The 14185-nt window shown below is 64.4% G+C and carries 11 protein-coding genes and 1 tRNA gene; 6 read left to right on the plus strand and 6 right to left on the minus strand.

Features of this window, described 5'->3' with window-relative positions:
• Positions 1-17: 17 nt before the first annotated feature.
• Both H143_RS0107700 and H143_RS0107705 read left to right on the plus strand, forming a co-directional pair.
• Complete coding sequence (locus H143_RS0107700) at positions 18-815, plus strand: SDR family NAD(P)-dependent oxidoreductase (RefSeq protein ID WP_019937655.1); 798 nt, start codon at positions 18-20, stop codon at positions 813-815.
• Positions 816-837: 22 nt separating this feature from the next.
• Positions 838-933, plus strand: a tRNA-Sec gene (locus H143_RS0107705).
• A gap of 28 nt (positions 934-961) precedes the next feature.
• On the opposite strand, the gene H143_RS0107710 is transcribed toward H143_RS0107705, so the two are convergent.
• The 3 genes from H143_RS0107710 to H143_RS0107720 form a co-directional block, all read right to left on the minus strand.
• On the minus strand, positions 962-4165 hold the full coding sequence (locus H143_RS0107710) for an EAL domain-containing protein (protein WP_019937656.1): 3204 nt from the start codon (positions 4163-4165) through the stop codon (positions 962-964).
• Between the two features lie 122 nt (positions 4166-4287).
• Positions 4288-4857 (minus strand): TlpA disulfide reductase family protein, encoded by a 570-nt coding sequence (locus tag H143_RS0107715; protein ID WP_019937657.1) that lies wholly within the window; start codon positions 4855-4857, stop codon positions 4288-4290.
• A 7-nt stretch (positions 4858-4864) separates the two neighbouring features.
• Positions 4865-5974, minus strand: a complete 1110-nt coding sequence (locus H143_RS0107720) for a transglutaminase-like domain-containing protein (protein WP_019937658.1) — start codon at positions 5972-5974, stop codon at positions 4865-4867.
• A 134-nt stretch (positions 5975-6108) separates the two neighbouring features.
• Here H143_RS0107720 and selD point away from each other — a divergent pair, with 134 nt between their 5' ends.
• Positions 6109-7170, plus strand: a complete 1062-nt coding sequence (gene selD / locus H143_RS0107725; protein ID WP_019937659.1) for a selenide, water dikinase SelD — start codon at positions 6109-6111, stop codon at positions 7168-7170.
• Between the two features lie 45 nt (positions 7171-7215).
• Complete coding sequence (locus H143_RS0107730) at positions 7216-7971, plus strand: SDR family oxidoreductase (protein WP_019937660.1); 756 nt, start codon at positions 7216-7218, stop codon at positions 7969-7971.
• A gap of 39 nt (positions 7972-8010) precedes the next feature.
• On the opposite strand, the gene H143_RS0107735 is transcribed toward H143_RS0107730, so the two are convergent.
• Positions 8011-8361, minus strand: a complete 351-nt coding sequence (locus H143_RS0107735; RefSeq protein WP_019937661.1) for a DUF779 domain-containing protein — start codon at positions 8359-8361, stop codon at positions 8011-8013.
• Positions 8361-9890, minus strand: coding sequence for an aldehyde dehydrogenase (gene adh, locus H143_RS0107740; RefSeq protein ID WP_019937662.1), 1530 nt, complete (start codon positions 9888-9890; stop codon positions 8361-8363). Before adh ends, H143_RS0107735 begins: the two co-directional genes overlap by 1 nt.
• Before the next feature lie 236 nt (positions 9891-10126).
• Here adh and H143_RS0107745 point away from each other — a divergent pair, with 236 nt between their 5' ends.
• Complete coding sequence (locus H143_RS0107745; protein ID WP_019937663.1) at positions 10127-12055, plus strand: sigma-54-dependent Fis family transcriptional regulator; 1929 nt, start codon at positions 10127-10129, stop codon at positions 12053-12055.
• Between the two features lie 73 nt (positions 12056-12128).
• Here the strand turns inward: H143_RS0107745 and H143_RS0107750 are convergent, their stop codons facing one another.
• On the minus strand, positions 12129-13055 hold the full coding sequence (locus tag H143_RS0107750) for a LysR family transcriptional regulator (RefSeq protein ID WP_019937664.1): 927 nt from the start codon (positions 13053-13055) through the stop codon (positions 12129-12131).
• A gap of 115 nt (positions 13056-13170) precedes the next feature.
• Here H143_RS0107750 and H143_RS0107755 point away from each other — a divergent pair, with 115 nt between their 5' ends.
• Positions 13171-14184: a TRAP transporter substrate-binding protein gene (locus H143_RS0107755; RefSeq protein ID WP_019937665.1), complete on the plus strand. Its 1014-nt coding sequence runs from the start codon at positions 13171-13173 to the stop codon at positions 14182-14184.
• Position 14185 lies beyond the last annotated feature (1 nt).

A 14185-nucleotide genomic window follows, 5' to 3' on the forward strand; every position in this document is an offset into this window, starting at 1 on the left:
AATGGAAAGAACGAGACATGACCTTACGCATGCAAGGCAAGATCGTGCTTGTGACCGGCGCTGGATCGTCCGGTCCGGGATGGGGCAACGGCAAGGCCGCCGCGGTGCTGTATGCGCGCGAAGGCGCGCGGCTGTTCGCGGTCGACTATCGGCTCGATGCGGCGCGGGAGACGCAAGGCATCATCGAGTCCGAGGGCGGACAGTGCGTCGCGTTTCAGGCTGACGTATCCAAGTCCGACGATGTCCAACGCATGGCCCAGGCCTGCGCCGAACATTACGGCGGCATCGACGTGCTGCACAACAACGTCGGTATCGTCGAGACGGGCGGCCCGGTCGAGACCTCGGAAGAAAGCTGGAACCGCGTGATCGCCGTGAACCAGACCAGCGTCTTCCTGACCTGCAAGCACGTCATTCCCTATATGCTCGAGCGCAAGAAGGGCGCCATCGTCAACATCGGGTCGGTGGCCGGCATGCGTTGGGTGGGGTTTCCGTATCTGGCGTACAGCGCGACCAAGGCGGCTCTGATTTCCATGACGTCCAATATCGCCTTGCAATATGCGGGCGACGGCATACGCGCCAATTGCGTGGTGCCCGGCATGCTGAACACGCCCCTGATCCGCGAGCCGCTCAAGGAGGCGTACGGCGGGGATGCGGATTCCATGATTTCTCAGCGCGACAGAATATCGCCGACGGGCGCCATGGGCGACGCCTGGGACACGGCCTACGCGGCCTTATTTCTCGCGAGCGACGAGGCGCGCTATGTGAACGGGTCGACCCTGGTGGTGGACGGCGGCCTGTCGGCGCGCTGCGCTTGAACGGCTATCATGGGTTTGCTGCGGAAGGCATCCGTGCCCGGCGGCACGGCCGGGCTTCAAACCCGGTTGGGGGCGTCAGACGCTTCCAGGTCGGTTCGACTCCGGCTGCCTTCCGCCAGGTTAAGTGTTCGCGCGCCATGCATTGCCTACGCCAATATCGTTTCGCGCGTGCGCAGCCATTGCATGAGGGCGTCGTTGGACAAGGGCTGCGCATAGAGAAAGCCTTGGAATTCGTCGCAGCCGATGCGGCGTAGCGCATCGGCTTCATGCGGGTGTTCAACGCCCTCGGCCACCACGCGCAGCCCGAGGTCGTGGCCGAGTTCGACGATCGCGCGGATCACGGCCAGGTCGGCGGTGTCGTTGAGGCGTCCATGCACGAACGCTCGGTCGATTTTTATCCGGTCTATCGGGTAGCGGTGCAGATAACTGAGGCTCGAATATCCCGTACCGAAATCGTCAAGAGACAGCCTGACGCCCAAAGCACGGATCTTCTTGATGGTGTCGAGATAATGGCCGACGCTTTCCATCAACACCGTTTCCGTGATTTCCAGTTCCAGACAGTCCGCGGGCACGTCGTGCCTGGCCAGACTGTTGCGCAGGCGGTCGACGAGCTTTTCATCATCGCGCATCTGTATGGCCGAAAGATTGATCGATACGCGTATGTCGGGAATGCCTGCTTTGCGCCAGCTTGCGATCTGGTGGCACGCTTGCTCGATCACCCAGGCGCCGATTGGCAAAATCAAGCGCGTTTCTTCGGCGACGGGAATGAATTCCGACGGCCGCACCAGCCCGAGATGGGGATGCTGCCAGCGCAGCAAAGCCTCGACGCTCATCAATTCCCCCGTCGACGCGTCCACGCAAGGCTGATATGCCAGCCACAGCTCGCCGCGTTCGACCGCCGCGCGCATATGCGTTTCGAGTTCGAGTCTGTGTCGTGCGCGTTCGGCCATGTCCGCCGCGAAGAATTTCACGAGATTGCGCCCGCTCGATTTTGCGTGATACATGGCGGCATCGGCGTTCTGCATCAGGACTTCGATCGTTTCGCCGTCATCGGGATACATGGCGATGCCAATGCTGCACTCGACCTGCAATGTCCTGCCTTCGAGCGAGTGCGGTTCGCGGATCAGCGGCAGCAGTCTATCTTCGATCAGGCGGGCCACGTCGGCGGCGCTGCTTACGACCGAGAGCAGCACCGTGAATTCGTCGCCGCCGAGCCGGCTAACGGTGTCGCCGGTGCGCACCGATTGCAGCAGGCGCCGCGAAACGGAGCGCAGCAATCCGTCGCCCGCGTGATGGCCGAGTGTGTCATTGATGTCCTTGAAACGGTCGAGATCGATAAATAGCACGGCCATGCGGCCGCGTGCGTGTTGCGCGTGCTCGATGGCTGCCCCGACGCGTTTTGCGAAAAGCGCGCGGTTCGGCAGTTCCGTGAGCACGTCATGCTCGGCCAGGAACTGAATGCGCGCCTCGCTTTTCTTGCGATCCGTAATGTCGATGAGCGTACAGATATAGTGCGATACGCTCGAATGCTTATCGCGCACGGCGCTGATCATGATCCATGCCGGATAATCTCCCCCTTCGCGACGATGCACGATGGCTTCGCCGTTCCAGACGCTCGATATATCGACGAGTACGACCAAACTGTCCATCAGCGGCTCGCCGTTTGTTGGCGAAACGATGAAATCGGGCACCGTGCCGCACACGATTTCGGCGCGATAGCCCGTTGTCCGATAGAAAGAGGCGTTTGCGGTAAGCAGGCGTCGATTTGCGTCGAGGATCAGAATGGACTCCGATGACGCTTCGAATACCTTGGCCCATAATTCCAGCCTCTGTTCCATGAGCTTTATCTGATTGATCGGGGTGAACGCGGTCAGCACGGCGTCGTGGCCCTGGAACGTAAGACGGCGCGCCGACAGCATGGCCCACGTGGGCTCCTCGCTCGCCATCCAGCGCACCTCGAATTCGTCGACTTCGTCGTGGTCGGAAAGCTGCTGGAAAAAGCGCGCGCGTACAGCGGAATCCAGGCCGAAAGCCCACGGATCCGATGTGCGGCCGTTGAGCCAGTAAAGAGCGGGACGGTTCGCGTGCAGGACTTCGTGTCCCGGTACGGCGGTGACCACCATCGGCACGGGTGTTGCCTCGACCAAAGCGTGCTGCGCCTGCGATGCGCGCGCGGTGGCCGCGAGTTCTTGCCTTACGTCGCGTTCATGATCCAGTTGCGCGAGCATGTCGTTAAAGCCGGTGACCAGTTGGCCGATTTCGTCCTGGCTATGCCAAGAAGAGCGTACGCTGTGATCGCCGGTACGCCGTATGGTGTCCATCACCCGCGCGAGCTCACGCAGTGGCCGGGATATCTGCTGCGCGACGAGGTAGACCATGGAAAGAATGCCGCACAATAAAAAAAGCGCGGTGCCCAGATGGAGCCACATGAGCGAGAACAGACCGTGCACGCGCGCATGCAACAGCGCTCCGAGTTTGGTGCCGGTGGCACGCCAGGCCTGGTCCACGCGTGCCACCAGCGCTTCTTGTGCGGCTTGCGCGGCCGCATAGTTCGTGGCGTCGCCGCCGGGTTGCACAACAACTGATCGCGCGGCTGCGCGATACGCCTCGATTGCGTCGAGCAAATTCTCGATGGGCACGGCTAAAGCAAGTTTCACATCCTGGTTGGCGGTGCTCGCCTCGACAAAATCGGAGCGCAGATTCTGTGATACGGCATCGAGTTGACCTTCGAGAACGAGATAGCGTGTACTGAGTTCGCGAGGGGCCTGCGTGTCCTGAGCGCCTGGGGTGCCTTCTTGCAAAATCTGACCAATACCGTTCGCGATGTCGAGCAACGCCGGATAGCGCAGGATCGACAGCGACATCGAGTAATAACTGTCTAGGTCAGGGTCAAGAATCAGGTTCGATTGATTGCCTACGCGTGTGATGAGTGCGCGGCTCGCATCAAGAGCGGTGCGCACGCCTTGCGACGAAGGCTGATGTGGCTCGCGCGTCGAAGCGACCATATCTGTCAGCGTGCGGCGAAGGGTCGAATTCAGCTCGCCGCTTTGCAGGTGGGCGCCGTATCGTTCCTGGGCAGTCGAAAGAGCGGATATCGTGCGGTGGATCTGTCGCGCATCGACGCGGCCCGAGGCGCCAGCCTTGGCCACGTCGATCAGCGCCTCGCGCACCGTGGCGAGATAGTCGTTCCCGACGATTTCTTTTCGTGAGAAGTCGATCGAGATGTATTTTTCGTGAATCAGGATGCCGCTGATATAGAACACGGCGCTCAGATCGAGCAGATAAATCAGCAGCAGCTTGCGGCCGACACGCAATCGCCCGAGCAGGCGGAATAACGGATTGTGTTTCATCGTAGAAATCAGAGTGGGGATCCGACTTTTTTCTAACGACGATAGGCTACGCGATATTTAGAAAATCAAGACGCTTGCACCAAGATGGCACGTCTTTTCTTTGGCATGGTGCGTGCAGCGCCCTATAGCAGCGCAGCGATCGGGTCGAGCACTGCGGATCGCGTCCAGTCCAGTTCGCCCAGGTGCCACAAGCGCAGCGTTCCGCTGCGGTCCACGACGAAATTGGCCGGCATGCCCACTACATGCCAGTCGTGCATGGCGATGCCGTTGCGGTCGTCCAGCACCAATCCGTGAACAGGCAGCCGCGCGAGGAAGGCGTCGATTCTTGCGCGCGCTTCGGCGGTATTGACGGCGACAAGCCGCAGGCCTTTGTCGTGGTAGCGATCCGCCAGCGCCGACAGGACGGGAATTTCCTGCTGACAGGAACTGCACCATGTGGCCCAGAAGGTCACAAGGACCACGTGGTCCAGAAACTCGTTCAGGCTTCTCGTGCGGCCATGCAGGTCGGGCAGATTGAGCGCGGGCGTCGGGCCGCCTTGCCAGGCGGCCCAGTCCGGACCCGTGGCGGCCTTGAGCGCGGCTTCCTCGGCGGCTACGCCGCGTGGCGCTGGCGCGGCTGCGGCCTTGCATATGGCAGGCGCCGCAACGCCTGCGAGGCCCGCTCGCAGCAGGCGGCGTCTGAGCGTGTTCATGGGACGCCTACGCAGAGATCGGACGCGCAGAGATACGATAGCGGAAGTTGTCAGGGTCCAGGCTGTCGATGCGCCCCGCACTGGTTTCGCCGTTGGGGTACATGAGGAAAGGAATGGCCGGCAGCAGGGACCCGGGCAGCGAAACGTCGTGGCCGTGGTTGTAGGCCACCCAGTTCATTTCCCAGGAGCCGAACAGCATCACGCGCGCGGCCTGCACCTGGGGGTTGTCCATCGGCAGATGGCCCGGAGGCTCTTCGAGCATGACCTTGCGCACGTCGGCCGGATCCACCGGTATCCAGCCATAGCCTTCGGCGTAGAACTCGGCGCGGCAGTGCTGCGCGTGGGTGACGTCGCCCGATTTTCCCAGGCTTTTGTAGCCCAGCTGGGAGTCGGCCACGCGGATGCCGTAGGCGTCGCGGGCCGGCACGCCGGCTGCGCGCGACAGCGCAACGAAGATCGCGCTGATGTCGGCGCACTTGCCGCCCATGTTGTGGGTGGTGAGCATGTAGCGCACATCGCCCACGCCGCAGCCCCGCGTGGCCGCGACGCGCTGGGTGTTGTCGATTACCCATTCATAGATGGCGCGCGCTTTGGCGATGTTGCCGCGCAGGCCGCGCGTGATTTGATCGGAGGTTGTCTTGACGATGCCGTCGGTAGGCAGCAACGCGGTGGGCTGCAGATAGCGGCGCAGCGTCTCACGGTTTTCGCGCGGCGCGTGCCGGTTGGGCGGCAGGCTCAGATCAACGCGCCGGTCGCGGGTCTGGAAGCGGCTGGTGACGGTCAGGCTGCGCTGCGCGTGGGGTGTGTTGTCGGGCCACTGCGCAACGACCGTCTGCACGTCGTAGCCGGGCACCTGGACCAGCACCCCGGTGCCTTCGCCCTGGACCTGCCAGGTGGTCTGCGCATTGCGCTGATAGTCGGTGTTTTGCGCAAAAGGCACGGGCACCCAAACGCGGGCCTGCTTGCCCGGATCGAGCACGTGGATTTCGGTGACCAGTTCGAAGGTGCGCCAGCCCGAATCCAGCGCGGCGGCGCGCGCGGCCTGTTCGAAGCCCAGGCCGCTGGCCGACAGCGCCCCTGCTACGGAGGTAAGACGAAGAAAATCGCGACGATCCATGGAGCGTTTCCGATGCACGATGAAGGGGATTGGGCCATCTCGGCGCCGAGTCTCGGAATCGGGCCGAACTGCGCGCGACAAGGCTTGGCGCGCGGAAGTACTATTCTAATCGACGTCAATCGGGGGGTATTTTCATGCCGCAAACTTCTTCCATCACCGCACCGCGCCTGACTTCGCTTTCGCACGGCGGCGGCTGCGGCTGCAAGATCGCGCCCGGCGTGCTGTCGGCCTTGCTGGCCCGCCATGCGCCCCTGTTCAAGCCCAGCGCGGATCTGCTGGTGGGCAACGAAACCGCCGACGATGCAGCCGTCTATCGCCTGAACGATGAGCAGGCGCTGATCGCCACCACCGATTTCTTCATGCCCATCGTCGACGATCCCTACGACTTCGGCCGCATCGCCGCGACCAATGCGCTGTCGGACGTCTACGCCATGGGCGGCACGCCCATTCTGGCGCTGGCCATCGTGGGCATGCCCATCAATGTGTTGCCGCACGAAGTCATCGCCGACGTGCTGCGCGGCGGCGAGTCGGTGTGCGCCGAGGCGGGCATCCCGGTGGCGGGCGGCCATTCGATCGATTCGGTCGAACCCATCTACGGACTGGCCGCCATGGGCCTGGTGCATCCCAAGCGCGTCAAGCGCAATGCCGATGCGCGCGCGGGCGACGTGCTGATCCTGGGCAAGCCGCTGGGCGTGGGCATTTTGTCCGCCGCGCTCAAGAAGAATCTGCTCGATGCGGCCGGCTATCGCGTCATGATCGAAGCCACCACACAGCTTAACCGGCCCGGTGCGACCCTGTCCGAGTTGCCCGGCGTGCATGCCATCACCGATGTCACCGGCTTCGGCCTGCTGGGCCACGCGCTGGAGATGGCGCGCGGCGCGGGTCTGGCCGCGCATGTGCGCCTGGCCGACCTGCCGTGGTTGGACCAGGCGCAGGCCTATGCGGCGCAGGGCGTGATCACCGGCGCCTCGGGACGCAATTGGGCGTCGTACGGCGAGTCCATACGCCTGGGCGCCGGCGTGGACGACACGGCCCGCGCGCTGCTCACCGATCCGCAGACCTCCGGCGGGCTGCTGGTGGCCTGCGCCGCGCAAGAAACCGAGCGCGTACTCGACATCTTCCGCAGCCAGGGCTTCGGCCATGCCGCCGTTATCGGGGAGATGCGCGAGGGCGAGCCCGGCGTGCATGTCGAGTGATGCTTCCAGGCGGTCGGCCACACTCCTAGGAAATAGGCACTGCATATGACAACGCAATCCAAAGTCATGCTCGTCACCGGCGCCAGCCGGGGCATAGGCGCCGCAACGGCGCTGCTGGCGGGCAGTCGCGGCTACGCGGTCTGCGTCAACTACCACCAGCGCGGCGATGCCGCCGACGCCGTGGTCCAGGCCATACGCGCGCAAGGCGGCCAGGCCATCGCAGTGCAGGCCGACATGGCGCAGGAGGACCAGATCATGACCCTGTTCGAGCGCGTGCAGCAGGCCTACGGCCGGCTCGACGCGCTGGTCAACAACGCCGGCGTGCTCGACAGACAGGCTACGGTCGAACAGATGAGCGCGGCGCGCATACGCCGCATCCTGGACACCAATGTGCTGGGCACCTTTCTGTGCTGCCGCGAAGCCGTGCGGCGCATGGCGCCGCGCAACGGCGGCCTGGGCGGTGTCATCGTCAATATCTCGTCCATGGCGGCCCGCCTGGGTGCGCCCAACGAATACGTGGACTATGCCGCCAGCAAGGGAGCGGTGGATACGCTGACCCTGGGCCTGGCCAAGGAGGTCGCCGGCGACGGCATACGCGTGAACGCGGTGCGGCCCGGGCTCATCCACACGGAAATACACGCCAGCGGCGGCGAACCCGGCCGCATCGACCGCCTCAAGGACGCCGTTCCGCTCAAGCGCGGCGGCACACCTGATGAAGTGGCCGCCGCCGTGCTGTGGTTGTGCTCGGACGAGGCCTCATATACCACCGGCACATTCATCGACGTGTCGGGCGGGCGCTGAAGCGCAGCCCGACACGCCGGGCCGTCGGCATGCCGGCCGCTACGGCGCGGCGGCCGGCGAGGGTGGCATGCAGACCGTCGAGCGGGTCAGAAAGCGCACCTCCCGGCCGTTGTCCAGGGAGAACATGCCGCCGCGGCCCGGCACCACGTCGATGATCAGATCCGTGTGGCGCCATGCGGCGTGCTGCGCGGCGCCAATGTAGAACGGCGCCCCGCCGATCTCGCCCAGCAGCACGTCGCCGTCGCCCACCAGCAGATCCCCTTGCGCATAGCACATGGGGGAGCTGCCGTCGCAGCAGCCGCCCGATTGATGGAACATGATCGGGCCGTACTGCGCCGTCAGTTCCGCGATCAGCGCGAGCGCGGCCGGTGTCGCGGCGACGGTGCTCATCAGAAGAATCCGAGTTTCTTCGGGCTATAGCTCACCAGCAGATTCTTGGTCTGCTGGTAGTGATTGAGCATCATCTGATGGTTTTCGCGGCCGATGCCCGATTGCTTGTAGCCGCCGAAGGCCGCATGCGCGGGATAGGCGTGATAGCAATTGGTCCAGACACGTCCGGCCTTGATGGCGCGGCCCATGCGATAGCAGGTGTTCGCGTCGCGCGACCAGACCCCGGCGCCCAGACCGTACAGCGTGTCGTTGGCGATGGACAGCGCTTCTTCAGTGTCTTTGAAGGTCGTGACCGACACCACGGGGCCGAAGATCTCCTCCTGGAAGATGCGCATCTTGTTCGTTCCCTGGAACACCGTGGGCTGGACGTAATAGCCGCCCTTGAGGTCGCCGTCCAGATCGGCGCGCGCACCGCCCGTCAGCACCTTGGCGCCTTCCTGCTTGCCGATATCGAGATAGGAGAGGATTTTCTCCAATTGCTCGCTGGAGGCCTGGGCGCCGATCATGGTGTCGGCATCGAGCGGGTTGCCCTGCTTGATGGCTTTGACGCGCGCCACGGCGCGTTCCATGAAGCGATCGTAGATCGAGGCCTGGATCAAGGCACGGCTGGGGCAGGTGCAGACCTCGCCTTGGTTGAGCGCGAACATCACGAAGCCTTCGATGGCCTTGTCCAGGAAATCGTCGTCTTGCGCCGCCACGTCGGCAAAGAAAATGTTGGGCGACTTGCCCCCCAGCTCCAGCGTGACCGGTATCAGGTTCTGCGACGCGTACTGCATGATGAGACGGCCGGTGGTGGTTTCGCCGGTAAAGGCGATCTTGGCGATGCGCGAACTCGATGCCAGGGGCTTGCCCGCTTCCAGGCCGAAACCGGTGACGATGTTCAGCACGCCCGGGGGCAGCACGTCGGCGATCAGCTCGGCGAAGATCATGAGCGTGAGCGGCGTCTGCTCGGCCGGCTTGATCACCACGCAGTTGCCGGCTGCCAGCGCGGGCGCCAGCTTCCAGGCGGCCATGAGCAGGGGGAAATTCCACGGAATGATCTGGCCGACCACGCCCAGCGGCTCCTTGAAGTGATAAGCCACGGTGTCGTTGTCGATCTCCGACAGCCCGCCTTCCTGCGAGCGGATCACCGAGGCGAAGTAGCGAAAGTGATCCGCCGCCAGGGGCAGGTCGGCGGCGCGCGATTCGCGGATGGGCTTGCCGTTGTCCCAGGTCTCGGAGGTTGCCAGCAGTTCGAGATTGGTTTCGATGACGTCGGCGATGCGGTTGAGCAGGCGCGAGCGTTCCGTCACGGAGCTCGAACCCCAGGCCGGGGCGGCCTTGTGCGCCGCGTCCAGCGCCGCGTCGATGTCGGCCGCGCAGGAGCGCGCGTGGCGCGATAGGACTTTGCCGGTCACCGGCGTGACATTGTCGAAGTACTGGCCGTCGGCCGGCGCGCGCCAGCGGCCGCCGATGAAGTTCTCGTACTGTTTCTTGATGTCGATGGGCGAGCCATAGACGCCCGGAGCGATGCGGGTTGCGGTATCCATGCGTGTCTCCTGTTTGTTTGAATGTAGGGAATGAAAGCCCCGCTTCATTCCATGCAATAAGCGTGCCAGAGCTTGTGCCGCGTCGCGGCAGTGATGGACAGCCCATATGCCGCCATGCGAAAGTAAAGACCTCGGCTCCAAGAGCGGTCCGCCTGAACGGCGGATGCGCCAGACAGCGTCGCAAAATGCGACAACGGGCCGAAACAGGTGTCGCAGCACACCGATCGGAGACAGTCATGGCTAACCCCCGAATCCCGCGGCTGGAAAGCGCGCGCCGCCAGTTTCTCGAACAGGGCGTTGTGCCCGCCAGCGTTCTCGCCGAACCGATTCTTCGATCCTGGCGCCGTTGCGCCGACATCGGACACGACATGTCTGGCTCCAGCCGCATGCAGCTGCCCACCCAGGGCGAGTTGCGTGAACTGCGCCAGCGCAACGAAGACCTGCGCAGGTTCGGCCGGCCCATCATGGCGCTGCTGGCGCAAGAGGTGCGCCAGTCCAGTGGACTGGTCCTGCTTACCGATGCCGCCGGCAGCGTGCTGGATGCCGCCGGCAACGACGCGTTCGCCGATTGTGCCGCCAAGGTATCGCTCATGCCCGGCGCGCTTTGGAGCGAGTCGGCCGCCGGCACCAACGCCATCGGAACGGCGCTGGTCGAACATCGGCCCATCGAAGTGCGCGGGCATGAACACTATTTCGAATCCAACCGCATCCTGACTTGTGCCGCGGTGCCGATTTCCGACCCTCGCGGCCGCACGCTGGGATTGCTGGACTTGTCCGGCCCGGCCGCGCAAGGCAGCGGCCATGCGCTTGCCCTGGTGACCTGGGCGGTGGACCAGATCGAGCGGCGCCTGTTCGACCAGGACTATGCGCATTGCCTGCGGTTGGCCGTGCACGATGAGCCGGGCCTGCTCGGCAGCGCGCACGAGGGCTTGTTGGCCTTCGACGGCGGCAGGCTGGTCGCGGCCAACCGGCATGCTCTGCGCCTGCTGGCCTTGGACGCGAGCGCGCTGGGCGTGTTGTGCTATGAAGATCTGTTCGTCCAGGCTCCGGCCCAGGCGGCCGCGCGCGGAACTTTACGCCGGCTGCACGGTGCGCTATTGCATGTCCGCCTGGTGCAGTCCGCGTCCGCCGCCGCGCCAAGCCCTGTGTCCGTTCCGGGCGAAGCCGAGCGGGCCGCGGTCCTCGATCTTGCGCGCGAGTCGCTGCCTGTTCCGCGTCGGGAGGCAAGACCATCCACGTCGGCGCGCCTGTCCCGGCCCGGTGAACCCGCACCCTGGTTCGATGCGGGGGCGCTGGCCGACCTGGCCCGCGCCGTTCGCCTGCTCGATGCGGGCGTTGCAATACTGCTGCAGGGCGAGACCGGAACGGGCAAGGAAGTCTTTGCGCGGCAGATGCATGCCCGCAGCGCGCGCGCCGATGGTCCCTTCGTGGCCATCAATTGCGCCGCGCTGCCCGAGAGCCTGATCGAATCCGAGTTGTTCGGCTACGAGGAGGGCGCCTTCACCGGTGCGCGCAGACAGGGCAGCAAAGGATTGCTGCGCCAGGCGCAAGGCGGCGTGCTTTTCCTGGACGAGATCGGCGACATGCCCCTGCCTGCGCAGGCCCGCTTGCTGCGCGTGTTGCAGAACCGGGAAGTGACGCCGCTGGGCGGCGCGCGTTGCGTGCCGGTGGATTTCCTGCTGATCTGCGCCACGCACCGACCCCTGGGGCCGGCCGAGCAGAATGTCTTGCGCGCCGATCTGTACTTTCGCATCGCCGAGTACACGATGTGTCTGCCCGCCTTGCGCGATCGCGCCGACCGTGCCCGCATTGTGCAGGCCTTGTGGTCGTCGGGCGCCTTGCCGGCGCACGACGGGCCGGACCTGCCGCAGGAAGTCCTGCAGGCACTGACTGCCTACGATTGGCCGGGCAACTTCCGGCAGTTGGTCGCCACGCTGCGCACCTTGCGGGTCCTGGCCGAAACCGAAGGCCAGACGCGGCTGGACATGCTGCCAGCGGACATGGCGGCGCAGGCGCGCGCGCCCGCCGATCTCAAGGTTCTGACCGATGCCGCGGTGCGGGAAGCGCTGGCTGCGTGCGGCGGCAGCATGAGCGGCGCGGCGCGGCGCCTGGGCGTGCATCGCAGCACGCTGTATCGTTGGGCCAAGCCGGCGCGCGCAAAATGATGCTGTCTGAAGCTGCGTAGGGCGGCCGCGTAGCAGCCGCGCGCCGCGCACGGTGGACTGACGCGCCAGCCGATCACGCCCGGCGCGCCACGCGCATGGCAGGGCCGGTCGTCGGCCGCATCTGCAGCATCAGGTCGTACAGCTGTTGCGCGGCTGGCGAGAGGCTGGCCCCGCGGCGCCGGATCAGACAGATCTTGCGTACCAGCCCCGGCATGCTGAGCGGCCGGCTCACCAATCCCGGGCGGTCCAGTTCGTACAAGGTCAGGGCGGGTACGACAGTTATGCCCAGCCCCGCGGCAATCATGCCGGTCAGCGTGGCCAACTGTTCGACTTCCAGAACGATATTCATAGGCATGGGATGGAAGGCGCGCTCGAGCTGCATTCGCACGCTGTGCGAACGGGCCAGATGAATGAAGGGGGCGGCGGCGAGGTCGCGCGCGCTGATGCGGGGCCGGCTTGCCAGCGGATGATCCTGCCGGCATACGAGGTGGAAATGGTCGTTGCACAGCAGTTTGGATTCCAAGTCCTGAGCTGGCGTGTCCGACGAGGCCAGGGCGAAGTCCACGCTGTTGGTGCGCACCAGCTCCAGGCTGGGCGCAGAGAGTGTATCCGCCAGTCCCAGGTCGATGCCGGGATGGCGCTGGCGAAATTCGGCAAATACTCCAGGCAGCCAGCCGGCGGCGATCGAAGGCAGAGCGGCGATCGAGACGCGGCCCTTGCGCAAGGTGGCATAGCCGCGGAATTCGTCGATCATCGCGTCGAACTGCCCCACCATGCGGCGTGCCGATTCCTCCAGCATGCGCCCTTGCGGGGTCAACTCGACGTTGCGGGTGTCGCGGTCGAACAGCCGCGCACCCAGCGTGTCTTCGATGGCGCGGATCAGCGAACTGAACGCCGATTGCGACAAATGACAGACTTGCGCGGCGCGCGTGAAACTGTGCTGGTCGGCCAGCGCAAGGAAGGCGCGTAGATCGCGGCTAGACAGATTTATCTCTTTCATCGCTTAATCGATTTGAATTTTCTGTTTTTCCAATTTTAGTCCTGACGGTAAATTGTGCGAACTGAAGAGGCGACGGCCGGTAGGCGGCACATCGCCCGTTTTCAAGGAGACACCCGTGTTCGCCAAACGTCGCACATTTCTGAAGACGCTCGCCGCGTCGCCTGCCTTGTACCTGGGCGTGCCGCGGTTCGCCCGCGCCGCGCCCGAGTTTGTCTACAAGTACGCCAACAACCTGCCGATGTCGCATCCGCTGAACGTGCGTGCGCAGCAGGCGGCCGACCGCATCAAGAAGGAGTCCAACGGCCGGCTGCAGATCAATATCTTCCCCAACAACCAGTTGGGCGGCGACACCGACATGCTGACCCAGGTACGGGCCGGCGCCGTGGAGCTGTACACGCCGTCGGCGCTGGTCATCGCCACGGTCGTGCCCGAGGCGGCCATCAGTGCCGTGGGGTTCGCGTTTTCCAACTACGACCAGGTGTGGGCAGCCATGGACGGCAAGCTGGGCACCTTCGTACGCCAGCAGATCGGCAAGTCCCATCTGCACACCTTCGAGAAAATGTGGGACAACGGCTTTCGCCAGGTCACGACCAGTTCCAAGCCCGTAAAGACCGCGGCCGATCTGCACGGCGTCAAGATCCGGGTGCCGGTCAGTCCCTTGAGCATCTCCATGTTTAAGGCGCTGTCCTCGTCGCCGACCAGCCTGCAATTTAGCGAGCTGTACACGTCGCTGCAGACCCACATTGTCGATGCGCAGGAGAATCCGCTGGCCATCATCCAGTCGGCCAAGCTGTACGAGGTGCAGAAGTACTGTTCCCTGACCAACCATATCTGGGACGGCTATTGGTTCGTCGCCAATCAGCGCGCCTTCGACAAGCTGCCTGCCAATCTGCGGACGCTGTGGGAAACCGCGTTCAACGACGCAGGCATGAAGCAGCGCGAAGACTTGCGCAAGATGAACGAGTCGATCCAGTCCGATCTGCAGAACAAGGGCATGGTGTTCAACACGACCCAATCCGACAGTTTCCAGGCTGCGCTGCGCAATGCCGGGTTCTACAAGGAGTGGCGCGGCAAGTTCGGCGAACAGGCCTGGAGCCAGCTGGAAGGCGCCGTCGGAAAGCTGGCCTGAA

It is taken from the genome of Bordetella sp. FB-8 (genome assembly GCF_000382185.1).
Classification (GTDB): domain Bacteria; phylum Pseudomonadota; class Gammaproteobacteria; order Burkholderiales; family Burkholderiaceae_B; genus Bordetella.